This window comes from Natrinema sp. LN54 (assembly GCF_052439245.1).
In the GTDB taxonomy this organism is placed as follows: Archaea; Halobacteriota; Halobacteria; order Halobacteriales; family Natrialbaceae; genus Natrinema; species Natrinema versiforme_A.
This window is the reverse complement of sequence record NZ_JBQVRP010000001.1, coordinates 491,162-513,868: the sequence shown is the minus strand read 5'-3', so window position 1 is coordinate 513,868 and position 22,707 is coordinate 491,162. Positions and strand designations below refer to the sequence as shown.

Sequence of the window (22,707 nt, the reverse complement as noted above, 5' to 3'; positions counted from 1 at the left end):
CCGTCGAACGGCAGGGACGTAAGACCTAACCAGTCGCCTTCTGTACGGCTATCCAGTACTCGACGTCGGACGAGTCCCGACGCCGAATCATCATGAGTGACGAGAGCACACTACCACAGGACGACACCGGCATCCGCCGATTGGACGAGGACACCGTCGCCCGCATCGCCGCCGGCGAGGTCGTCGAGCGCCCCGCCAGCGCGGTCAAGGAACTCGTCGAGAACAGTCTCGACGCCGACGCGGACAGCGTCGACGTCACCGTCGAGGCGGGCGGCACCGAACTGATCCGCGTCGCCGACGACGGCCGCGGGATGAGCGAGGCCGATCTCCGGGCGGCCGTCCGCGAGCACACGACGAGCAAGATCGACGGGCTCGAGGACCTCGAGTCGGGCGTCGCGACGCTGGGATTCCGCGGCGAGGCCTTGCACACCATCGGCTCGGTCTCGCGGCTGACGATCTGCTCGCGGCCTCGCGAGGCCGAGGGTGCGGGAACGGAACTCGTCTACGAGGGCGGCGAGGTGACCAGCGTCGAACCGACGGGCTGTCCGGCGGGCACCACCGTCGAGATCGAGGACCTCTTCTACAACACCCCCGCTCGCCGGAAGTTCCTCAAGACGACCGCGACGGAGTTCGCCCACGTCAACCGCGTCGTCACCCGCTACGCGCTCGCGAACCCGGACGTTGCGGTCACGCTGACCCACGACGGCCGCGAGGTGTTCTCGACGACGGGGCAGGGCGACCTGCAGGCCGCAGTGCTGTCGGTCTACGGCCGCGAAGTCGCCTCGGCGATGATCCCGGTCGACGCCGACGGCGACGAACTCCCGCCCGGCCCCCTCGAGTCCGTCTCGGGGCTCGTCTCCCACCCCGAAACGAACCGCTCGAGTCGGGACTACCTCGCGACCTACGTCAACGGCCGCGCCGTCACTGCGGACGCCGTCCGCGAGGGGATCATGGGAGCCTACGGCACGCAACTGGGCGGCGACCGCTACCCCTTCGTCACGCTCTTCCTCTCGGTCCCCGGCGACGCGGTCGACGTGAACGTCCATCCCAGAAAGCGGGAGGTGCGCTTCGACGACGACGATGCGGTCCGCCGGCAGGTGGACGCCGCGGTCGAGAGCGCGCTGCTCGAGCACGGACTGCTCCGGTCTCGAGCCCCGCGGGGCCGCTCGGCACCCGGCGAGGCGCGAGTCGACCCCGGCGATCGACGCGGCGTCGAGAGCGGGACGGATTCGCCCGCCAGCGAGGCCGCGACCCTCGAGTCCGGAGCCGGAACCGAAGCCGGCTCGGGACCCGACGAATCAGCCGCCGGAACCGACGGCGAGCGATCGACGAGCGAGTCCGCGAACGCGGGGTCGAGTGCAGCGACCGACTCGAGCGGCTCTGACACTGCCGGTAGCGCAGGCGGCTCGGACACCGCCAACAGCGCGAGCGGTTCGGACGCCGCTGCCACCGCGGGCAGCTCGGATGCCGCCGTCAGCGATCGGTCCTCGAGTCCGCACTCTCCCTCGAGCGGCACGGGTCGCGAATCGACGACCGCGGCGACGAACGCTGACGCGGCCGGTAGCTCGGCACCCGATTCGTCCGGGATGCGTTCGGGCTCGAGTCAGTCCGATTCGAATCGCGAATCCGACTCGGTTCCGGATCGGGACCGCGACCCCGAGCGCAAGTTCGCGGCCGCCACCGAACAGCGGACACTGACCGGCGAGCCCGCGACGGGTGAGGAGACCGAGTTCGACTCGCTGCCCTCGCTGCGGGTCCTCGGACAGCTCCGCGACACCTATCTGGTCTGTGAAACGCCCGACGGACTCGTCCTGATCGACCAGCACGCCGCCGACGAGCGGGTCAACTACGAGCGCCTGCAGGAGGCGTTCGCGGACGATCCGACCGCACAGGCCCTCGCCGAACCCGTCGAACTCGAGTTGACCGCGGCGGAGGCGGAAGCCTTCGAACACTACAGCGAGGCGCTCTCTCGGCTGGGCTTCTACGCCGACCGGGTCGACGATCGGACGGTCGCCGTGACGACCGTGCCCGCGGTGTTCGCGGAGACCGTAGAGCCCGAGCGCCTGCGGGACGTACTCACCTCGTTCGTCGAAGGCGACCGCGAAGCGGGCGCGGAGACGGTCGACGCGCTGGCCGACGAGTTCCTCGGCGATCTGGCCTGCTATCCGTCGATCACCGGCAATACGTCGCTGACGGAGGGCTCGGTCATCGACCTACTCGAGGCGCTCGACGACTGCGAGAACCCCTATTCCTGCCCGCACGGACGGCCGGTGGTCGTCCGGTTTGACGAGCGCGAGATCGAGGACCGATTCGAGCGGGACTATCCCGGCCACGGCGGGTAGCCCGCTCGAGAGCCGTGGACGACCCAGTGGCACGCGATCCGGCGTCGGCACTGGTAGGTGACTCGAGGCCCAACCTTCGCACATGACGACCCCTCGCGAACTCGACGGCTCGAGCGCCGGCGGCCAGTTTCTCCGAACGGCGCTCGCGCTGTCGGTCCTCGAGAACGACCCGGTTCGACTCGAGCACGTCCGCGGCGACCGGTCGACGCCCGGACTCCGCCACCAGCATCTGGCGGTCCTCGAGACGCTGGCCGAACTCTGCGACGCCGACGTCTCGGGGGGCGAACTCGGCTCGGAGACCGTCGAGTTCGATCCGGGGCTCGAGGCGGGGACCGATCCAGCGGGCCGCCAGCGACTCGAGGGCGGCAGCTACGCCGTCGATATCGGGACCGCCGGCAGCGCAACGTTGCTGTGCAACGCCCTCCTGCCGCTGGCGACGATCCTCGAGTCACCGCTCTCGGTGACGGTCACCGGCGGGACGGACGTGGCGTGGTCGCCGCCGCTCGACTACCTCCGCTACGTTACACTCCCGCTGCTCCGCCGGCTCGGCGTCGAAGCCGCCTGCGAGGTCGATCGGCGCGGGTTCTATCCCGACGGCGGCGGGACCGCGACGCTTCGGCTCGCCCCCTCGCGCCTCGAGCCGATCGACCTCACCGAACGGGGACCGCTCGAGGGGCTCCGGCTCTACACCACTGAATCGGAGTCGCTGGCCGACCGCGATGTCGCCCATCGGCAGGCCGAAGGCGCGCTCGAGCGGCTGAACCCCGAGCCCGATCTCGAACTGACGAAACGCTGTGAGACGACCGTCGAGAGCCCGTCGCCCGGCTCCGCGCTGGTGCTCCGCGTCGATCACGGAACCGGCGTCGCCGGCTTTTCGGCGCTGGGCGAGCGCGGCAAGCCCGCCGAGCGGGTCGGCGAAGACGCCGCCGATGCGGCGAACCGGTTTCTCGAGGGCGCGGCACCAGTCGATCGGCATATGGCCGACCAGTTGCTCGTCTTTCTCGCGCTCGCCGGCGGGCGGGTGCGGATTCCCGCCGTGACCGACCACGTCGAGACGCGGTGTGCGCTGCTCGAGGCGTTCGGGATCGACGTAGGGCTCGAGCGGGAGGCCGAGGCGACGGTGGTGTCGGTCGCGTCGTCGGTGGACGGGGGTCAGTAGGTCGTCGCTTCTGGGATTACTGCCGGTCTCGGTTCAGCAGTCCTGTTAGCACAATTAGGAGGACAATCACGAGGAAACCGCCTCCAATGACCGCGAGCGCGAACGTCGGGTCCGTGGGCTCGATGTCCAAGTCCGTGAGCGGAAGCGTCCCCAGATACGCCACGAGTTGGCTGCCTGCGGCAGTGACACAGATAACCGCCATAGCGAGCCCCGCGAAGAGGAGTTGGTAGTCGAACCATGTCTTGAGTCCGTCTGCCGACACCATCTATGAACATGTTACCACAGCAACCATATAGACTTTCGGTCGGTTCGGCATCCGTCTGTGTGCTCCCCGAGAGGGCGCGGCAGTGAGACGTCCCCGCTCGAGCGGGCCGGTCGTCGATAACCGCCACAACTTATAGTATCGCCGACCGTCGCCTCGAGTATGATCGAGGGAGACACTACCATTCGCGGCCGATCGGTTCGGAGGGAAGAGCCGTGAGCGAGAGCGATATCGTCACGTTCGGCGAGACGATGCTTCGACTGTCGCCGCCGGGGAACGAACGCATCGAGAACGCGGACACGTTCGAGGTCCGGGCCGCCGGGGCCGAGAGCAACGTCGCCATCGCGGCCAACCGGCTGGGTGCGTCGGCGACGTGGATCTCGAAAGTCCCCGAGACGGAGTTGGGACGGCGCGTCGTCGGCGAAATCCGCAGACACGGTATCGAGGCCGATCCCGTCTGGAGCCACCGCGGTCGACAGGGGACCTACTACCTCGAGCACGCGGGCAAACCCCGCGGGACGAACGTGATCTACGACCGCGATAACACCGCGATCTCGACGGCGGAGGCCCGCGAGTTCGATATCGATCGGATTCAGGACGCGAAGGTCTTCTTTACGACCGGCATCACGCCCGCGCTCTCCTCGACGCTCCGGGACACGACGCTCAACCTGCTCAAAGCGGCCCGGAAGGGCGGGACCTCGACCGCGTTCGACTTCAACTACCGGCGCAAGCTCTGGTCGCCCGACGAGGCCAGAGAGACGCTGACGAAACTGTTCCCGGGCATCGATATCCTCGTGATCGCCGCCCGCGACGCCCGAACCGTCCTCGGATTCGAGGGCGATCCGCGCCAGCTCGCGCACAAACTCGGCTCGCAGTACGATTTCACCACCGTCGTCGTTACCCGCGGCTCGGAGGGCGCGGTCGGCTGGCACGACAACGTCGTCCACGACCACGACGCCTACGAGACCGACACCGTCGATCCCATCGGTACGGGCGACGCCTTCACCGGCGCGTTTATCGCCCGCCGGCTCGACGGCGACGACGTTCCCACCGCCCTCGAGTACGCCGCGGCGACGGCGTCGCTCAAACGGACGATCCCCGGCGACGTCGCGCTCGTCACCGCGGACGAAGTCGAGACGATCGTCAAGGAACAGGGCGAAGATATCTCGCGGTAGGGCCGGCGATACGCCCGGATCGGCTGTAAACCAGCGCGTCGCGTTCCGTTTTGCGTCGTTTCGAAGCGGGCTCGAGCGGATCGAACACCGCGTTCATCGCCTCGACTCGAGTTCCCGGACGATTGGACGGTTCTGCCAGAAGTCGTTTTATACGGGCGTCGAAAGCCACGACTCGTAATGAATCGCGGAGCCACACTGGTGATTGCACTGCTCGTGGCCACGAGCACCGTCACGATGGCCGCGGCCGCCGGTGCAACGCCGACGACGACTGCAGCAGGATCGAGTACGACCACTCAGAGCGATGCCTACGCTGGCGCCAACGTCGAGTTCGACGTGCAGGGCGATGCGATCGCTAACTACAGCGTCGACGGCGAACGGACGTTCTCCTCGGTCGCCGTCCAGTCCCAGAGCGAGGCCGACGCCGGTGCCGGACTCGACGCGAGCACCGGCCTCGAGGCCGTGACGGACCTGAACGGCGCGGAGCTGTCGCTCGCGACGGAGACGCAGGCGAGCGCCGAGATACAGGCGGACAGCGGCGCGACGCTGTCGGCCCACGACAATCAGCACGGGACCCTCGTCGTCGAGAGCGGCGACGAGGCCCAGTACGTCGAGGCCGACCTCGGGGCGAGCGCGGAGGCCCGTGAGGACGGCGACCGCGTCGTGGTCGAGACCGACGGCCGCGAGGGTGCCTTCCTCGTCGTCGGCGACGGCGAGGTGACCGTCTCCGACGGGAACGTGACGGCCGACCTCGGCGAGAACGCGACGCTCGCGTTCCGCTCCTACGAGGAGGGTGAGCGCGACGAGCGCGCGACTTACGAGGAGTCGCTGATCGCCGAGGGCAACGCCGCCGTCGAGGTCACGGCCGACCACCGCGACGGCGAGACGGTATCCGACGCCGTCACCTACGGACAGGAGACGTCCGCCGAGGCAGCGACGACCGCCGACGGGACCGTCGAGATGACGGTCGACCGGACGACCCACACGGGGACCGTCGTGTTGACCACCGTCTCCGAGGACGCCGTCGGGAGCCTCGAGAACCTCTCGGTGACCGTCGACGGCGAGGCCGCGGTCGAGGCCTCCTCGAAGAGCGACCTCGAGGGCGCGATCGGCAGCGACGAGTCCCGATACATGGTCGTACAGGATACACAGGCGGAGGGACAGGCGACGGTCTACGTCGCGGTCAACCACTTCTCCGAGCGCACGGCGACGATCGACGGCGCGTCCGCACAGGACGGGAGCACGGACGAGAACGACTCCAGTGACGACGAAACGAGTACCGACGAAGAGAGCGCCGACGGGTCCGCCGAGGACGAGACCGACGGCAGCGGCGACGACAGCGTGCCCGGCTTCGGTGCCGGCGCTGCGGTGCTCGCCCTGCTGACCGGCGTCGCGGCTCGAGTCCGCCGGTAACGAACTCCGGTTTTCCTCTTCCGATCGCTGCAGTGCGGACACATCGAAGGAACGCCTTTTTGCGTCGCCGTCGAACCACCGCTATGGTACACGTTGCGATCGTCGGTGCCTACGGCAGCGCTGGCGTCGCCGTCGCCGACGAACTCGAAGAGCGCCGCGACGAGTTCGACGGCGACCTCGAACTGACGCTGATCGACGACGGCGACCCCGGCGGCGGGCTCTGCATTCTCCGCGGCTGTATGCCCTCGAAAGAGGTCCTCTCGGCCGGCGAACACCGCTATCTCGCACGCCACGACGACCGACTCGAGGGGACGCCCGACCCCGATCCCGAGCGGGTCGTCGCCCGGAAGGACGAGCACGTCTCGAACTTCGCCGAACACCGTCGGGACCACGTCCACGACCTCGCCGAGCGGGAGGGGGTCGAACTCGTCCGCGACACCGCCCGGTTCGTCGACGATCGCGTCCTCGCGGTCGGCGACCGCCGGCTCGAGCCCGATTACGTCGCCATCGCGACCGGCTCGGTGCCAAACATTCCCGAGCTACCGGGAATCAACGAGGTCTCGTTCCAGACCAGTACCGATGTCCTCGACGCGACCGCGTTCCCGGACTCGGGGATCGTGATGGGCCACGGCTACATCAGCCTCGAGCTCGGCCCCTACCTCAGCGAGGTCGGGGACGTCGACCTCACCGTGATCGAGCACGACGAGCGCCCGCTCGAGGGGATGGAACCCGAATACGGCGACGCGCTGGTGGATATCTACCGTGACCACTTCGGGATCGACGTGCTGACCACCACCGACGAGAAGCGCCTCGAGCCGACCGACGACGGCGGCGTCCGGCTGTTCGCCGAGCGAGAGGACGGGACGGAGCGAGTGCTCGAGGCCGACGACCTCTACCTGTTCACCGGCCGCCGGCCGAACCTCGACGGGTTGGGGCTCGAGAACACCGCCCTCGAGCCCGGCGACGGCTGGGTCACGTCGACGATGCAGGCCCGCGACGACGACCGCGTGTTCGTCGTCGGCGACGCCAACGGCCGCGAGCCGATCCTCCACGTCGCCAAGGAACAGGGGTTCGCGGCGGGGGAGAACATCGTCAACCACCACCGGGGCGCTGCGTGTGACCCCTACACGAGCGTTCCCCACCACGTGATCTTCTCGGGGCTGGGCGTCTATCCCTTCGTCCGTATCGGTCACACGCCGGCGACCGCCGCCGAGACGGGCATGGACGAGATCGTCGTCACCCGCGAGGCGTCGGCGGACGGCGTCTTCGAGACGAAGGGCCACCCCGAAGGCCGCGCGACGCTGATCGTCAGCGCCGAGGACGGGAGCGTGCTGGGCTATCAGGGGCTGCACCGCCACGCCGACGTGATGGCCAAGACGATGCAGATCGCCGTCGAGATGGGGCTCGACGTTCGCGACCTGCCCAAGCGGGCCTATCATCCGACGACGCCCGAGATCCTCGACGGACTGTTCCGTGAGGCCTGTTCCGAACTCGCGGATCGACAGGAGTGCGTCGACGATACGGACTCGCCGGACATTGAACTGTGACAGCAGCGACGGCTCGCAGCCGCCGAGACGGCGTCGGAATAGAAGGGGACAGCGGGCGGGACAGTGGTGGTGGAGCCGCTCCCTCGAGAACGGTCGGTCCGCCCGCCACCGCATCGTTCAGCGATCGTCGGGATAATAGTACTGACAAAACCGTCCAAAGAACGGTACTGAAACCGCGCCCGCAGCGACCGCGAGCGACGAATCCATCGCGACGCGACCGTCCCGGATCGATGGCTGTCGGCCGCTGCTTTTTGACGGGCGCTGTGCTACGTCCCGTGTGACCCGAGACGTTCGACGGGCGACGGTCGACGACGTCTGGGCCGTCCACGAGGTCGCCCGCCAGAGCTGGCACGCCGCCTACGACGACGTGCTCGGCCCCGAAACGGTCGACGCGGTCGTCGACGAGTGGTACGCGATCGGCGACCTCGAGTCATCGATCACGGAGGCGAGCGGCCGCGACGACGCCGCCTTCCTCGTCGCCGAGGACTCACCCGCGACCGACCCCGCGTTCGAAACCGACTACGACGGCTTCGCACACGCCGTCCCGTGGCCGGAAGACCCCTCGGTCGCGTTTCTCGCGCGCCTGTACGTCCGACCCGACGGCTGGAACGAAGGGACCGGGACCGCGTTGCTCGAGGGCCTCGAGACCGAACTCTCGGCCGGATTCGATCGGCTTCGTCTGGCCGTCCTCGCCGCCAACGAGGTCGGCATCTCGTTCTACGAATCGCGTGGGTTCGACCGCATCGGGACGCGCCCGTCCGATCTGGCGGCGGGTCTCGAGGAGCACGTCTACGAGAAGCGGCTTTTCGAATAGTCCGTATCTGCGAATCGACGGATCGAACTCACACCGGAGTGACGGCGAAGACGAGTGTCCTGCTCTCGTGGCGGCGGGGAATCGCCACACCCTCCCCAGCCGATTCGCTCACTGCTCACGGTTTCCACAGGTCACCGTTCGCTTGCGAGGCCTCACCGTGCTCGGCCTCGCACCGCTCGCTCATCCCTCGCACGGCATTATCGGCCGCCCTCGTATCACTCGGACGGCCCACAGCGCGCGCCACCACTCTCTTGAGGAAATGCGCTGTACACCGTAGCGGAGCCCGCTATAGCGTTTTGTCAGCCTCGCTGTCGTCGACCACTTCGATCCCGCGGTTGTTGACCGCCATCGGATCGAGGCCGACCTCCTGCAGGAAGGTCTTGTACTCGCGCTCGCACTGCTCAGCGTCTTTCTGCTTGTCGCTGGCGCGGTCACAGAGTTCGATGAGGTTCTCCGGCACGTCGTTCTGGTAGACGATCCAGTGGTTGATCAGGTCCGAGAGCCGGCGGATGGGGCTCGTGAAGTGACCGTAGATCTCGAAGTTCAGCGCGTGGTGGCCGCCGAAGGGATCGTTCATGTACCGCGCCCGGGGCATCACCTTCATGACGGCCCACTGGATCTTATCCAGTTGGCGCTCCGGTGCGTCCTCGAGCGTCGCGTTGACCGCCTTTCGGGGGTCGTCCCACGTACTGCCGGGGATCGAGACGCCGTCTAAGTCCTGAATCTCTCGCAGCGCTTCGGACCACTCGTCGGGGCTGGGCTGGGGGTGGACCCGGTACATGGCCTCGACGCCGCGGTTCCACATGAGTTCGTGCGTGACGGCCTTGTTGGCCTTCAGCATACACTCTTCGATGATGGTGTGAGCGCGGTCGCGGCTCGGGTTCAGGACGAGCGACCCGTCCTCCTTGCGCTGTTCGTGCATCTGCTCTGCGAGGTCGTAGACCAGCGCGTTCTCCTCGTGGAGGGGCGCGTCGGGCTCCTCGAGTCGACTTTCAGCCTCGGCGTAGGTGAGCCGCTCGTCGGACTCGATGACGGACTTGTAAATCTCGATGTTCTCGTAGGTCAGGTTCTCCTTGTCGAGGTGCATCTCGACGGTGTGGGCCAGCCGGTCCTCGTTGGGGACCAGCGAGCAGACCGTCTCGGCGAGCACGGGCGGCAGCATGTGAACCGTGTAGCCGGGGAGATAGACCGTGTTGCCGCGCTCGACGGCCTCGTCCCACATCGCCGTCTCGGGGTTGACGTAGTGAGTTACGTCGGCGATGTGGACCCAGAGGACGTACTCGTCGTCCCGCTCCTCGATCGAGAGCGCGTCGTCGAAGTCCTGTGCGTCGATCGGGTCCGTCGTCCACGTCGTCAGCTCGCGGAGATCCTTCCGCTCGTCGATCTCGTCCTGTATCTCGGCCGTGACGCCCTCCGTTCGGGCTTCGGCCTCCTCCAAGACCTCCGGCGGGAACTCGTCGCGGAGCTCGAACTTCTCGAACAACTCCTCGCGCTTGTTCTCGAGATGGCGCGCGAGATCCTCCGAGACCTCGACGGGACCTTGGCCTTCCACGGTCCCGGCGTCGGCCTGTGCGTCGTCACTCATACCGAGGGGTACGGACGTGAAGGTCAAAGTCGTGTCGGGACGCGAATCCGTCCGGTCGCGATCGACCGGACCGCCGATCCGCGGGTCAGTGCGGTCCCGATCAGAAGACGTATTTCCCATCTAACATAACTGCGGACGAATGCCAGCGATATCCCTCCGGAATGTCACCAAGCGCTTCGGTGACGTTCACGCCCTCCGCGGTATCGATATGACCGTCGAGTCCGGCGAGGTGTTCGGTTTCCTCGGACCGAACGGTGCCGGCAAGTCGACGACGATCGACATCCTGTTGCACTACACGCACCCCTCGAGTGGCTCGGTCGACGTGCTCGGTCACGACGTTACCGAAGCACCGGTCGCCGTCCGGAAACGCGTCGGTATCCTTCCCGAGGGCTTCGCGCCGTTCGAGACGATGACCGGCCGTCAACACCTCGCGTACGCGATCGAGGCCGCCGACGCCGACGACGAGCCGGCGGCGCTGTTAGAGCGCGTCGGCCTCGCCGACGCCGCCGACCGGGCCGCCGCGGACTACTCGACGGGGATGACACAGCGCCTCGCGCTGGCGATGGCGCTGGTCGGCGAGCCCGACGTGTTGATTCTCGACGAACCCTCGACCGGGCTCGACCCCCACGGCGTCCGCCGCATGCGCGAGATCGTCCGGGCGGAACGCGACCGCGGCGCTACCGTCTTCTTCTCGAGCCACATCCTGGCGCAGGTCGAGGCGGTCGCCGACCGCGTCGGAATCCTCCGGAAGGGCGACCTCGTCGCCGTCGACACGATCGACGGACTGCGCGAGACGGCCGACGCCGGTGCGGAGTTGACCGTCGACCTGGCCGACGATCCGGCCGCGGTCGCGCCGGTCGTCGCTTCCGTCGACGGGGTCTCGACGGTCGAGGAACACGACGACGCCCTCGTCGTCGGCTGTACCGCCGACGCGAAACTCCGGGTGCTCGACGAGATCCGGGACGCCGGCGCGACGATCCGCGATTTCTCGACCGGTGAGGCGTCGCTCGAGGAATTGTTCGTCTCCTACACGGAGGAGGCGGCATGAACTGGCAGCTGATCGCTCGAAAGGAGATCGGCGACGCGATCCGGAACCGGCAGTTGTACGCGCTCGCCGCGACGTTCGCGCTGGTCTTCGCTGTCATGGCCGAACTCCACGTCAGGCAGGTCGATCGGGGATACGCGGTCCCCATCGACCTCGTCGACCAGTTCGCGCTTGCCGGCATGCTCCTCGTGCCGGTGACCGGACTGCTGCTCGCCTCCGGTGCGATCGTCAGGCGGCGCTCGAACGGCCAACTGACGCTCTTGCTCGGCCTGCCACACGACCGACGGGATATCGTCCTCGGAACGTACGTCGGCCGATACGCGATCTTCCTCGCGTCCCTGCTCGCGGGCGTCCTCGCCGGCGTCGCCGTCGTCTTCGTCACCGGACACGCGGTCCCGACGACCGCCGTCCTCGGCTATCTCCTCGCCAGCGCCGGCTTGGGGCTCGCGTACCTCGCCGTCGCGATCGCGATCTCGGCGACGGTCCGCACCCAGACGTGGGCGACGTTCGCCGTCTTCGGCACGTTGCTGCTCCTCCTGTTCGTCTGGCGGTTCGTGCCCGAGGGGCTCGCCTACGCCGCGGCCGGCTTCGAAGAACCGGCGACGCGACCGTGGTGGACGTCCTACGTCGGCGCACTCTCTCCGAGTCTCGCCTACGAACAGTTGCTGGAACCCGTGCTCGGATCGAACGCGGACCGCTCCCAGATCTGGTTCAGCGCCGCCGTCCTGCTGGGCTGGAGCGCGCTCGCCCCCCTCGTCGGCTACCGGCGGTTCGCGACTGACGACCTCTAGCGATCACCGCTCGCGTTCCTCGAGCGTGCCGTACCGCTCTTCGACCGTGGAGAGATAACTCGCGAGAAACGCGTCCCGATCCCGTTGGCCGGCCTCGAGGTCGACCAGTAGCTCCTCGAGTTCGCCGCGCGGGTGGTGACAGAGGTCGCTGTGACAGTCCTTACAGAGGTGTTCGAAGGTCTTGTCCTCGCGATCCCAGCGGTCGCCGTGCTTGTCGTACTCGCGGGCCTCGTCGCGCGCTCGCTCGGTGCCACAGGCGAGACAGGTGACCGTCTCCGTCCCGTTCCGAGAGGGCCACATACGCGGTCCGACGGCGTGGGTCCACTTAGCGATTGGCACACGTTTCCCTCGTCCTGACCGTCAGGCCAACCGATTCACCGGGTTCGGTCGCTCTCCGGAACGGGCCTTTTATCTCCGGACCGCTCGTTTGCCCGATCATGCAGGTCAAGTCTCGACATCACCTCCGCAGCGACGCGGTATCCGATCTCGAGGAGACGCTCGAGGAGCAACTGGGCGTCTCGCCCGAGGGAGACGCCTACGAGCGCGTCGAGTTCGAGGACACCGATTGGGAGGTCGTCCTCATCGACGGCGAACCGCAGGTCGCGGCGTTCGGCGACGACCTCTTTCTGACGGTCCGCGGCGCGAACGCCTACGAACCCGCAAAACGGCTGGTCACCGTCGACGCGGGTGCGGTCTCGTTCGTCAGCGACGGTGCCGACGTGATGCGCCCGGGGATCACTGACGCGACCGAGGACATCTCGCCGGACGATCTGGTGGTCATCGCCGAGGAATCCCACGGAAAGGTGCTCGCGGTCGGCCGCGCCCGCGTCGACGGCGCGGAGATGGCCGGCGACGAGGGGAAGGTCGTCGACTCGCTGCACCACGTCGGCGACGACCTCTACGAGTTTACCGGGTAAGCCCCACCGCGGGAGCGAGCCGAGTCACTTTTGCAAATCGTCCGTACAACCGCGCCATCACTTTCGACCATCGCATTTTTGGCTGTTTTACCACTGATCCGTCCTAGCAATACTAGTACCTAGGAGACGCTTGTCCACTAGCGTTATGTATTGGTTCGTGATACCGCATTTCAATCATGATCGAGACGACAGTCGAATCAATCGACCTTCGCTCGCCACCGAGGATCACCCCCGAAACGCCCGTTACCGAGGCGGCCCACGCTCTCCGTCGGCCGACAGTGTCCGCGCTCCCCGTCCTCGAGGACGAGTCAGTCGTCGGCATCGTCACCGAATCGGATCTCGTCGCGTTAGTCGCGGAAACGGACGAACGCCCGGCGACTCGAGCGATCATGTCGGCGCCGGTGACGACGATTTCGCCGACCGCGACGATCGCCGAGGCCGCCGAAACGATGCGAACGGACGGGGTCAAACACCTCCCCGTCGTCGACGACGGCGTCTACCGCGGCCTGCTTTCGGCCCGCACGCTGGCCCCATACCTGTCGCGTCACCGCCTCGAGATCGAGTGGCGGGACGAGCCGCTGCGTCTGGAGGCGTCCGAGGGTCGGGAACTCACCGCGGGCGACTGAGTCACGGTCACTCCGCGGCGTCCAGCGAGTCCGCCTCGAACGCGCCTTCGTACTGCGCGAGCATGTCTCTGTACCCCTGTTCCGCGAGGTCGTAGGTCTCCCGTAAGTCCGCGATCGGCGTCTCGGTCGCGTCGAGGCGCAGGTCGTTGTACGGCGGCTCGACGGCGTGGGACTCCGTCGTCTGGACGACCACCGCCGCGCTCTGAACCGACAGCTCCTCGCGCTTGTCCCCGCCCTCGAGGTCGCCGGCCGCCAGCGCGTCGATCAACCGCTTCGCGAGCGGGTCGGTATCGACGTCCTCCGTGACGGCGGCTGGCCCGGTCCCGTGGTCCGTCGTGTCGTGGACGGCGTTCGCCGCGTAGGCCTCGCTGACCGTCTCGAGGACGTCCTCGCCGGTCAGCATGTTGCCCGCGACGGTGTAGTGGTCGCCCTCGCGGTGGCCGTACTCGGCGACGCACTCCTCGCCCGAGAAGGCGAACGTCGACTCGCCGTCGACGCCGTGTAACTGCCGCTGGGGCGCGCCGTCGTCGGCGTTGAGCAGCGCCTCGAGCGCGTCGTCGACGGCCAGTCCGTCGTCGATGTACTCGATCCCGCGCGCGCCGAGGTCGACGTTGACCAGGCTCTGCGTGGCGACCGCCCCGCGGTCGCTGACGAACGGACAGAGCGTCCCGACGCCCGGCAACCGCGTGGTGACCGCGACGCCGAACCGGCGGTGGCGGTCGCCGTCTTCGGTTTCGTACTCCTCGCGAACGCAGATGCTGAACGTCATCGTTCGAACGGCAACGGTGTGGAATTAAAAGCTACCGGACTCGACAGATGCTCGCGGATCGACGCCGCTCGAGACGGGTCGAATCGGCGATCGACCGCGGAATCCGGCGTCGCTCGAGCCGTCGGTCGCCCGAACGGTCCCGGAGACGGGACCGTGTCTGACGTAAGAACTATACTGGCGGCGGCGGTGGATACCGCCAATGGGACTCATGAGCAAAATTCTCGGCGGCAACCAGTCCAGAACCGTCGAGGACTACGCCGAACTGAACCTCGAGGACGTCTCGGACGGCTCTGCAGAGGCGACGATGCAGGTACACATCGCGGAAGTCAGCGGGCAGGCCGACGCGATTGACATCAAAGACGCCGTCTACGACGGCGACATCGTCATCGCGGATATCACGCGCCTGCGGACCGAAGACAGCACCGTCGAACACATCGTCGACGAACTGCGACAGGTCGCCCAGGAAGTCAACGGCGACATCGTCCGGAAAGGCGAGGATCAGATGATCATCACGCCGACCGGCATCCACATCAGCCGCGAAAAGCTGGGCCAGAAACTGTAGCGGTCGTCCCGTTTTCGGTCTCATCGACCTCTCTTGCTGTCGCTACCGGACCAGTGCCAGCTCCGATAGTTGCGGGTGCACTCGCTCTCGATACGGCGTATACCGACGGCGATCACACCGCTATCAGTCGAGACTGTCGATAAAATAAACCGATAATTGGGCGTCGCTCGAGGCGACGCGCCGGTCGAACTTACGTGCGAACGACGTTCGTCGCGCGCGGGCCCTTGGGGGCCTGTTCGATATCGAATTCGATCTCCGTGCCTTCTTCGAGGTCAGGACCGCCGACATCCTCCATGTGGAAGAAAACGTCATCGTCCTCGTCGTCCGTCGAAATGAAACCGTAGCCGCCTGTGTCGTTGAAGAAATCAACGTTGCCTTTCGCCATTACAAACAAACGTACGGCCGAACGCGGGATAACCCTTCCGAGGGTCGTGGTACCACGACCGTCGACGCGCGTCGAGCGCGTGTGTCGGCAATCACTGCCGGCGCTCGTAACGATCCCGGTCGAGAGTTCCTCTCGAGGGAGAACCGCCGAGCGTCGCGTTCGGTCTCGCGGGGCGAATAAAAACGGTTCGTACGACGGGTAACGAAACTGTCAGTAACGGCGGCGGCCCGCTGCCGCCGTTCGGGAGCCGCGGTACCGCTTACCCGTAGGCGTATTTGAAAGGGATCTCGAGCGCTATCGCCGGGTACAGCATGAATACGACTGTGTCGAACGACCGATATGTCCGGTCGGGTCCGGTCTCGCTCGAGCGTCGGGCGGGCGGGGAGCGGGGCCGCCGGCACACGGGTGATCATCCGTGAGTGCAGATTTCAGTATCGTCTCGCCGTCGCGGCTCGAGGCCCGCCGCGAGTCGGACTCGGTCACCGTCGTCGACGTCCGCGAGGAGCGAGACTACGAGGAACTGGGGCATATTCCGGGCGCGGTTTCCGTCCCGGCGGACCGGTTTCGGGACCCGAGCAGCGTCGCCGACGGAGAGCTACCGGCCCCCGAGGAGTTCGCGACGCTGCTGTGCGAGGCCGGCATCGACCGCACGGACGATCTCGTCGCGTACGGGGACGACGGCGGCCCGCTCGCGGCTCGGTTCCTGCTCACCGCCGCCGTCTACGGCCACGAGGGATCGTTGCTCCTGCTGGACGGCGGGCTGGACGCGTGGCTCGAGGACGACGACCGCTCGCTGACGACCGCCAGTCCCAGTCCCGCGCCGACCGACTACGAGGCCACGCTGCGTGACGACGCGCCGATCATCGACCGCGAGGGCGTCGAAGCCGCGGTCGACGGCGACGCGACCGTCGTCGACACCCGCACCGCCGCCGAGTACGAGCAGTCCCGGATTCCGGGTGCCGTCCATCTCGAGTGGACGGACCTCCTCGCGGACGGCCGACTCCGGAGCGAGGGCGCGCTTGAGGACCTGCTCGCCGAGCGGGGAATCACGCGAGACGACCGGATCGTCCTCTACTGTAACACGGCCAGACGGCTCAGCCACACCTTCGTCACGCTCCGCCATCTGGGCTACGAGACGGTCGAGTTCTACGAGGGGAGCCTGACCGACTGGGTTCGCGCCGAGGCTCCCGAGTGGGACCTCGTCGAACTGCAGGACCAGGTCCGCCACTACGCCGCCAACGGCGGCTTCGAGGCGATGGTCGACGAGTTGGGGGAGGACGTGCTCGGTCGCCTGAAGCTGATCGGCCTCTACCACCAGAAACAGCGGGGGTACTTCATGCTCCGGACGCGGGCTCCGGGCGGGAGACTCACGGCCGAACAGGCCCGGACCATCGGCGAGGTGGCCGACGAGTTCGCGCGGGCTCCCGAGGAATACGGCGGCCCCGACCAGAACCCCGTCTTCGGCGACGGCTTCCTCGATGTCACGACGCGGCAGGACGTCCAGATGCACTGGATCGAGATATCGGATATCGCCGAGATCTGGGACCGCTACGACGCGGTCGGGCTCTCGACGATGCAGGCCTGCGGGAACTCCGTGCGGAACGTCGTCGGCTGTCCCGCGGCCGGACTCGATCCCGACGAAACCGTCGCCATCGAACCGGTCGTCGAGCGGGTGAGCCAGCGGTTCCTCGGCGATCGCCACTACGCCAACCTGCCCCGAAAGTTCAAGGTCAGCGTCACGGGCTGTCACGAGGACTGCGCCCGGTCGGGGATTCAGGACCTCGGGCTGACGCCGGCCCGCAAGGACGGCCGCGAGGGGTTCGTCGCGCGGGTCGGCGGCGGTCTCTCGGACGGCCCGCGCGTCGCCAGCGACATCGATCTCTTCGTCGAACCCGAGCAGGTCGACGACCTCGTCGCCGCGATGGCCGACCTGTTCGTCGACCACGGCAGCTACCTCGACACCGCGGTCAATCGCCTGCGCTTCCTCGTCGCCGAGTTCGGCCCCGAGAAGTTCCGCGAGGAACTCGAGTCCTACGCCGACTTCGCGTTCGAGGAACCCGACGAGACCCTGACGATGGACTATCGCGGGGACCACGTCGGCGTCCACGAGCAGGCCGACGGCCGCTCCTACGTCGGGCTGAACGTCCCGACGGGCCGGATGGGTGGCGACGAGTTTGCGGAGTTGGCCGAACTGGCCGACGACCTCGGCGACGGCGAACTCCGACTGACGCCCAACCAGAACGTCCTCGTGCCGCACCTGGACGACGCTGACCTCGAGGCGCTGCTCGAGGAGCCCGTACTCGAGCGCTACAGCCCCGATCCGGGGCCGTTCACGCGCGGGATCGTCACCTGCACGGGTCGGGAGTTCTGTAACTACGGGATCATCGAGACGAAAAACCGCGCGATCAGGTGGGCCCGCGAGTTGGACGACTGGGCCGAGTCGGCGGGGATCGCCGACGACCACGAGGCGATCCGTGTCCACATGTCAGGCTGTTCGGCCTCCTGCGCTCAGCCCCAGTTGGGCGACTTCGGACTGCGCGGCGAGGTCTATCGCGACGACTACGACTCCGGTCGGGCGGCCGACCTCGGACTCGGCGGCGATCTGGGCGACGACGAGTTCATCGACTGGCTCGTCGGGAAGATTCCGATCGACGACGTGCCCGCGGTCGTCAAGACCACAATGTGCGCCTACGACGCCGACAGCGAGCCCGGCGAGTCCTTCACCGAGTGGGCCCGCCGGTCCTCGAACGCCGACCTGCGCGAGATCATTACGGAGCGGCCGGCGCGCGACTCGCCCGCGATCGGCACGGAGGTGAGCTAGATGTCTGGAACGGACCCCTCCGCGACGAACGCACCGAAGCCGGGCGTCCCGCGGGAGGGCGTCAAGGGCGTCGGAAACGATCCGCGCGAGCAGGACCGCGACGCCGCCGAAGCACCGGGCAAGATCTGGTTCCGCGACTTGGACGAGGCCGTTATCGAGGCCGACCGCTGTATCCAGTGTGCCTCCTGTGTCGCCGCCTGTCCCTCCGACTCCATCGGCATCGACGAGGACGAGGGCCGGCCGACGCTCGTCAAGATGTGTACCGGCTGTTCGCGCTGTTGGGACTTCTGTCCCCGCAGCGGCCTGCGCTACGAGCGCCACCTCGAGTTGACCGGGGAGGAACGCGGCCTCGAGCAGCCGGCCACCTACGCGGCTCGAGCGGACGACGCGGCCGCCGAGGCGGGACAGGACGGCGGCGTCGTGACCGCGCTCCTCGCGGCACTGCTCGAGGCCGGCGAGCTAGACGGCGCGGTCGTCGCCCGGGAGCGCGACGACGAACCGCTACGCGGCGAGGCGTTTCTGGCGACCTCGCGAGAGGACTTGCTCGAAGCCGGCGGCAGCATCTACAACCAGACGATGGGGCTGGGGCGGATCGACGACCTGCTCGCCGACGCGGACCTAAGCGATGATCCCGACCTCGCGCTCGTCGGGACCCCCTGTATGATCCAAGGCGCGACTGCGCTCGATCGCTACGACCACGAGCCGGCCGATCCGATCGCGCTCACGGTCGCGCTGATGTGTACCCGTAGCTTCGAGCACGACCGGCTGCTCGCCCGCCTCGAGTCCTTCGATGTCGACCCCGAGGCGGTCGAGACCCTCGATATCAGCGACGGGATGCTCCGCGCCGTCGACGCCGACGGCGAGACGCTGCTCGAGGAAGGCGTCGACGCGTTCGACGCGGCGGGACTGCGCGGCTGCGACGAGTGTGCGGACTTCGTCGGCGACGCGGCCGACATCAGCGTCGGCAGCGTCGGCAGCCCGGACGGCTACACGACCGCCGTCGTGCGAACCGAAGCCGGCGAATCGGCGTGGACCCGAGCCGCGTCCGCGCTCGAGACGACCGCGATCGACCGCCCGGACGCGCTCGAGGGGTTGGCCGAGTGGAATCGGCGGCGCGCGGAATCGATCCTCCCGCGGGCGTTCGACCCCGAGGGGAGTATCGGGATCTCCTACGAGCACCACCGGGAGGCCTACGACGGGACCGACCGCGAGCCGGAGCCGCTGAACCCGGCCCGCGTCCACCAGTACGAGGAGTGGTGCTGAACGGGTCCTCGGCCCGCGCGAGGAATTTCCACCCGGTGGGAATTCCGGCGTCGGTTATCCGGCGCGGACGCGTACGAACCGATATGACGGGCTTTCGTGCAACGGTCGTCGTCCACGAACCGGCGGACTGTCCGGTGGCCGACGTCTCCGCCTCCGCCGACGAACCGGTCGACTCCGTCTCGCGGTCGTCCCAGACGACGGCCGACGGGACGGTCGTCGAGGAGTTCGGCGTCGCCGCCGACGCCGCGGTCGAGGGGGACCACGACGTCGAACTGACGCCGGTCCAGTCGAACGACCGCGAGGCGATCTATCGGTTCGAGCGCGACAGCGGGGCCGACTGCGCCTGCGAGATCATCGAGGGGACGGGAACGCCGGTCTCGTCGGTCCGCGCCCAGAACGGCTCGTTGCTCCTCTCCTTTCGCACCCTCGAGTTGGCGGAGATCGCCGAAATCGTCGACGAACTGCGGGCGTACTTCGACGGCGTCGTCGTGGAAGAACTCACGCAGGATCACGAGGATATCTCGGCCGATCCGGTCGTCGTCGACCGGGAGGCGCTCACGACCAGACAGCGAGAGATCCTCGAGACGGCCCACGAAATGGGCTACTTCGACTATCCGAAGGGCGCGAACGCGACCGATGTCGCCGAGGAACTGGGCGTCGCCCGATCGACGTTCACCGAGCATCTGGGGGCGGCCCAGACGAAGTTGATGGACGCGATCCTCGAGGACGAAACGTAGAACCGTAGTCGCAACCCGTTCTCGAGCCGCCACTCCCCGTTCGCGCCGTCACTCGGCGATGATGACCGGCCGGTCGGCGTCGATGATGACCTGCTGGCTGACGCTGCCGAAGAGCGCTTTGCCGACCGGGGACCGTTTCCGGCCGCCAAGCAGGACCGCGTCGGCGTCGACGTCCGACGCGACCTGCGTGATGCCGTCGGCGGCGTCGCCGACTAACTCCGCGCGATCGACCTCGATGCCGTCGGCTTCGAGTCGCTCCTCGACCAGCGACACGGTCTCGGGCACGTCCCGGATCTCCGACAGCGACTCGTTGAGTTCGTCGATGAACGTCGCCCCGCCCTCGTCGGGCATGGTGTCGATCTCCTCGAGGACGTGCAGTACCGTCACAGTCAGGTCGTCGGGATCGGCCGGCAGCGAGCGCAGGGTCTCGATCTGTGCGGTCACGCGCTCCTCGTCGGTGTCGACCGGAATGAGGACGTGATACATATCCTATCGTCGGGACCGGGCCATCAAAGTCGTACTGGCAGTTCCCACCGTCTGAGGGTGGGGACGGGGCGACGGCATCTCCGACCCGGAACCGGCGGACCGTCTCGAGCCCGGTCCGTCCGGATCGGCTCGAGGCCTGCCAGCCCCGACGAATGTCAGTAACCCTTTGACTGGGGGCGTCATCACCGATACCATGGATGTCATTCACACTGCGCTGTGGGTATCGGACATCGACCGGACACGCGGGTTCTACATCGACGGGCTCGGACTCACGGAGAACTGGTCGTTCACCGGCGACAACGGCGTCGAAAACGTCTACATCGGCGGCGAGAACGGCGAGTTCCAGTTCAAGTACGACCCCGACGGCGAGACCGAAATCGACGCGGGATCGATGGCCCACGTCGCGGTCGGCGTCGACAGCACCGACGAGACCTTCGAGCGATTGGTCGAGCGCGAGGACCCGCCGGTCGAGACGGAGCCGACGACGATGGACGAAATCGACGTTCGCGTCGCGTTCGTCGAGGACCCGAACGGCTACGTCGTCGAACTCGTCGAAGAACTCGAGTGAGCCGGCGGCGGCGTCGTGCGACTCGAGCGACTACTTTTCGGCGGCGTCGGTCGCGGCGGGGTTCTCGACGGCCGGCGGCGTCCGGACGACCTGAACGAGGAGCACGGCCGCGACCGTCACGACGGCGGCCAGAAAGAGCCACGAGGTGCGGTAGCCGACCGTGTCGGCGAGATAGCCGAATGCGGGCGGCGCGACGAGCGCGCCGCTGGTGAGCGCGAGTTGGCCGCCGGCGGTCGCGCCGCCCATCTCGTCGGCGCCGACGAGCGTCGCCATGACGGAGTAGTAGACGCCCGTGTAGCCGAGTACGAAGAAGCCGAGCACGCCGAACGCGACCGCGGCACCGAGTTCGGTACTCGTCGACGCGACGACGACGAACATGACGGCGCTGCCCAGCGACTGGACGACGAGCAGCAGCCCGATCCTGACGCGGGGCTCGCCGGGCAGGACGTCGCTCAGCCAGCCGGTCAGCACGCGGCCGACGCTGCCGAACAGTTGGACGAGCGCGAGGACGACGCCGCCGAAGCCGACGGACGCGCCGATCGACTCCTCGACGTAGAGGACGGTGTAGCCGGTCGTCGTGAACAGGGCCGCCCCGAGGAAGAGCCCGGCGGTCGTCAACACGACGTACGGTCGGTTCGAGAGCAGCGCGCCGAAGTCGGGGTAGTCGGCGACGCCGCCGTCGCTGTCGCTCGAGTAGCTCAGATAGAAGGCGACGGCGACGATCACGCCGACGCTCGCGGCGACGAGAAAGCCGGCTTGCCAGGCGAGCGCTCCCGCGAGACCGGTGATCAGGAGCGCGCTGATGCCGCTCCCGCCGGTGACGCCGACCTGTTTGATGCCCATCGCGAGGTTCTGGCGACCCGGTTCGATGTTGTCGAAGACGGCTTTGTTCGTCCCGGGGATCGCAGTCCCGTACGCCGATCCCAACACGAACACTGCCGCGAGCAACAGCGCGTACGTCGGAGCGCCCGCGACGAGGAGCGTTCCCGTCGCGAGCCCGATGAGACCGAGCGTCAGCGTCAGTCGCTCGCCGAAGCGGTCCGTCAGCGCGCCGAGGGGCAACAGGAAGACGGCGTAGCCGAGGGTAAGCGTCGTGACCACGAGGCCGACCGAGAACCGCGAGAGCCCGAACGCGTCCCGGAAAAAGGGCGTCGCGGCGAAGATCGCGTAATAACAGATGCTCGCGGAAATCTGCCAGATCGTGACGAGGGACACCGTCTTCCAGTACGACCGATCCATCACTCGGTGATCCTTTGCAAAGGGGTTCAAAAAGGGTACCGACGCGAGTCGCGCTCGAGCAACTCATCACGAAAGACAATTATAGTAATCGTCCCGACCATCGACTGACTATCTGTTCGTTCGATCACGAAACGAGCATTCGTCTGTAGTCGTAAAACCGGCAAAATGCGAACATCCGGGGTGTCGATCGACGCCACCGGGCAA

Annotated in this window: 22 protein-coding genes; 15 read left to right on the top strand and 7 right to left on the bottom strand. The window is 67.5% G+C overall.

The window, feature by feature from the left end; translation table 11 throughout:
- Window positions 1-92: 92 nt before the first annotated feature.
- Window positions 93-2,342: a DNA mismatch repair endonuclease MutL gene (gene mutL / locus ACT4ML_RS02600; protein WP_444719458.1), complete on the top strand. Its 2,250-nt coding sequence runs from the start codon at window positions 93-95 to the stop codon at window positions 2,340-2,342.
- A gap of 82 nt (window positions 2,343-2,424) precedes the next feature.
- Entirely contained in the window at window positions 2,425-3,501 is a 1,077-nt protein-coding gene (rtcA, locus tag ACT4ML_RS02595; protein WP_444719457.1) for an RNA 3'-terminal phosphate cyclase, read from the top strand.
- Window positions 3,502-3,517: 16 nt separating this feature from the next.
- Here rtcA and ACT4ML_RS02590 read toward each other — a convergent pair whose 3' ends face one another.
- Window positions 3,518-3,766, bottom strand: a complete 249-nt coding sequence (locus ACT4ML_RS02590) for a hypothetical protein (RefSeq protein WP_444719456.1) — start codon at window positions 3,764-3,766, stop codon at window positions 3,518-3,520.
- A gap of 212 nt (window positions 3,767-3,978) precedes the next feature.
- On the opposite strand from ACT4ML_RS02590, the gene kdgK1 reads away from it, so the two are divergent.
- The 4 genes from kdgK1 to ACT4ML_RS02570 all read left to right on the top strand — a co-directional run bounded on the left by kdgK1 (window position 3,979) and on the right by ACT4ML_RS02570 (window position 8,709).
- Window positions 3,979-4,938, top strand: a complete 960-nt coding sequence (kdgK1, locus tag ACT4ML_RS02585; RefSeq protein WP_138244021.1) for a bifunctional 2-dehydro-3-deoxygluconokinase/2-dehydro-3-deoxygalactonokinase — start codon at window positions 3,979-3,981, stop codon at window positions 4,936-4,938.
- Window positions 4,939-5,115: 177 nt separating this feature from the next.
- On the top strand, window positions 5,116-6,348 hold the full coding sequence (locus ACT4ML_RS02580; RefSeq protein ID WP_444719455.1) for a hypothetical protein: 1,233 nt from the start codon (window positions 5,116-5,118) through the stop codon (window positions 6,346-6,348).
- 83 nt (window positions 6,349-6,431) lie between these two features.
- The gene (locus ACT4ML_RS02575; protein ID WP_444719454.1) at window positions 6,432-7,895 is read left to right on the top strand and encodes a dihydrolipoyl dehydrogenase family protein; all 1,464 of its coding nucleotides are present in this window, start codon (window positions 6,432-6,434) and stop codon (window positions 7,893-7,895) included.
- 277 nt (window positions 7,896-8,172) lie between these two features.
- On the top strand, window positions 8,173-8,709 hold the full coding sequence (locus ACT4ML_RS02570) for a GNAT family N-acetyltransferase (RefSeq protein ID WP_444719453.1): 537 nt from the start codon (window positions 8,173-8,175) through the stop codon (window positions 8,707-8,709).
- A gap of 286 nt (window positions 8,710-8,995) precedes the next feature.
- Here ACT4ML_RS02570 and ACT4ML_RS02565 read toward each other — a convergent pair whose 3' ends face one another.
- Window positions 8,996-10,294 (bottom strand): RNB domain-containing ribonuclease, encoded by a 1,299-nt coding sequence (locus ACT4ML_RS02565; RefSeq protein WP_444719452.1) that lies wholly within the window; start codon window positions 10,292-10,294, stop codon window positions 8,996-8,998.
- 139 nt (window positions 10,295-10,433) lie between these two features.
- On the opposite strand from ACT4ML_RS02565, the gene ACT4ML_RS02560 reads away from it, so the two are divergent.
- Window positions 10,434-11,342, top strand: coding sequence for an ABC transporter ATP-binding protein (locus ACT4ML_RS02560; protein ID WP_444719451.1), 909 nt, complete (start codon window positions 10,434-10,436; stop codon window positions 11,340-11,342).
- Window positions 11,339-12,130, top strand: coding sequence for an ABC transporter permease subunit (locus tag ACT4ML_RS02555; RefSeq protein WP_444719450.1), 792 nt, complete (start codon window positions 11,339-11,341; stop codon window positions 12,128-12,130). Before ACT4ML_RS02560 ends, ACT4ML_RS02555 begins: the two co-directional genes overlap by 4 nt.
- Window positions 12,131-12,133: 3 nt before the next feature.
- Here the strand turns inward: ACT4ML_RS02555 and ACT4ML_RS02550 are convergent, their stop codons facing one another.
- Complete coding sequence (locus tag ACT4ML_RS02550) at window positions 12,134-12,430, bottom strand: DUF7562 family protein (RefSeq protein ID WP_444719449.1); 297 nt, start codon at window positions 12,428-12,430, stop codon at window positions 12,134-12,136.
- A gap of 137 nt (window positions 12,431-12,567) precedes the next feature.
- Here ACT4ML_RS02550 and ACT4ML_RS02545 point away from each other — a divergent pair, with 137 nt between their 5' ends.
- Window positions 12,568-13,047 carry an RNA-binding protein gene (locus ACT4ML_RS02545; protein WP_444719448.1) on the top strand — a complete coding sequence of 160 codons (480 nt, stop codon included), beginning with the start codon at window positions 12,568-12,570 and terminating at the stop codon, window positions 13,045-13,047.
- Between the two features lie 176 nt (window positions 13,048-13,223).
- Window positions 13,224-13,673, top strand: coding sequence for a CBS domain-containing protein (locus ACT4ML_RS02540; protein WP_444719447.1), 450 nt, complete (start codon window positions 13,224-13,226; stop codon window positions 13,671-13,673).
- A 7-nt stretch (window positions 13,674-13,680) separates the two neighbouring features.
- Here ACT4ML_RS02540 and ACT4ML_RS02535 read toward each other — a convergent pair whose 3' ends face one another.
- The gene (locus tag ACT4ML_RS02535) at window positions 13,681-14,442 is read right to left on the bottom strand and encodes a DUF1028 domain-containing protein (RefSeq protein ID WP_444719446.1); all 762 of its coding nucleotides are present in this window, start codon (window positions 14,440-14,442) and stop codon (window positions 13,681-13,683) included.
- Window positions 14,443-14,641: 199 nt separating this feature from the next.
- Here ACT4ML_RS02535 and ACT4ML_RS02530 point away from each other — a divergent pair, with 199 nt between their 5' ends.
- Window positions 14,642-15,004 carry a cell division protein SepF gene (locus ACT4ML_RS02530; protein ID WP_138244032.1) on the top strand — a complete coding sequence of 121 codons (363 nt, stop codon included), beginning with the start codon at window positions 14,642-14,644 and terminating at the stop codon, window positions 15,002-15,004.
- Between the two features lie 190 nt (window positions 15,005-15,194).
- Here ACT4ML_RS02530 and ACT4ML_RS02525 read toward each other — a convergent pair whose 3' ends face one another.
- On the bottom strand, window positions 15,195-15,389 hold the full coding sequence (locus ACT4ML_RS02525) for a cold-shock protein (RefSeq protein ID WP_444719445.1): 195 nt from the start codon (window positions 15,387-15,389) through the stop codon (window positions 15,195-15,197).
- A 433-nt stretch (window positions 15,390-15,822) separates the two neighbouring features.
- On the opposite strand from ACT4ML_RS02525, the gene ACT4ML_RS02520 reads away from it, so the two are divergent.
- From ACT4ML_RS02520 to ACT4ML_RS02510, 3 genes are all read left to right on the top strand, one after another.
- Window positions 15,823-18,210 (top strand): rhodanese-like domain-containing protein, encoded by a 2,388-nt coding sequence (locus ACT4ML_RS02520; protein WP_444719880.1) that lies wholly within the window; start codon window positions 15,823-15,825, stop codon window positions 18,208-18,210.
- Window positions 18,211-19,473, top strand: coding sequence for a Coenzyme F420 hydrogenase/dehydrogenase, beta subunit C-terminal domain (locus ACT4ML_RS02515; protein WP_444719444.1), 1,263 nt, complete (start codon window positions 18,211-18,213; stop codon window positions 19,471-19,473).
- Window positions 19,474-19,556: 83 nt separating this feature from the next.
- Complete coding sequence (locus ACT4ML_RS02510) at window positions 19,557-20,210, top strand: helix-turn-helix domain-containing protein (protein WP_444719443.1); 654 nt, start codon at window positions 19,557-19,559, stop codon at window positions 20,208-20,210.
- 48 nt (window positions 20,211-20,258) lie between these two features.
- Here ACT4ML_RS02510 and ACT4ML_RS02505 read toward each other — a convergent pair whose 3' ends face one another.
- On the bottom strand, window positions 20,259-20,696 hold the full coding sequence (locus tag ACT4ML_RS02505; RefSeq protein ID WP_444719442.1) for a universal stress protein: 438 nt from the start codon (window positions 20,694-20,696) through the stop codon (window positions 20,259-20,261).
- Between the two features lie 193 nt (window positions 20,697-20,889).
- Between ACT4ML_RS02505 and ACT4ML_RS02500 the strand changes: the two genes are divergently transcribed.
- On the top strand, window positions 20,890-21,264 hold the full coding sequence (locus tag ACT4ML_RS02500) for a VOC family protein (protein ID WP_444719441.1): 375 nt from the start codon (window positions 20,890-20,892) through the stop codon (window positions 21,262-21,264).
- A 30-nt stretch (window positions 21,265-21,294) separates the two neighbouring features.
- Here the strand turns inward: ACT4ML_RS02500 and ACT4ML_RS02495 are convergent, their stop codons facing one another.
- Entirely contained in the window at window positions 21,295-22,503 is a 1,209-nt protein-coding gene (locus ACT4ML_RS02495) for an MFS transporter (RefSeq protein WP_444719440.1), read from the bottom strand.
- Between the last annotated feature and the right edge of the window lie 204 nt (window positions 22,504-22,707).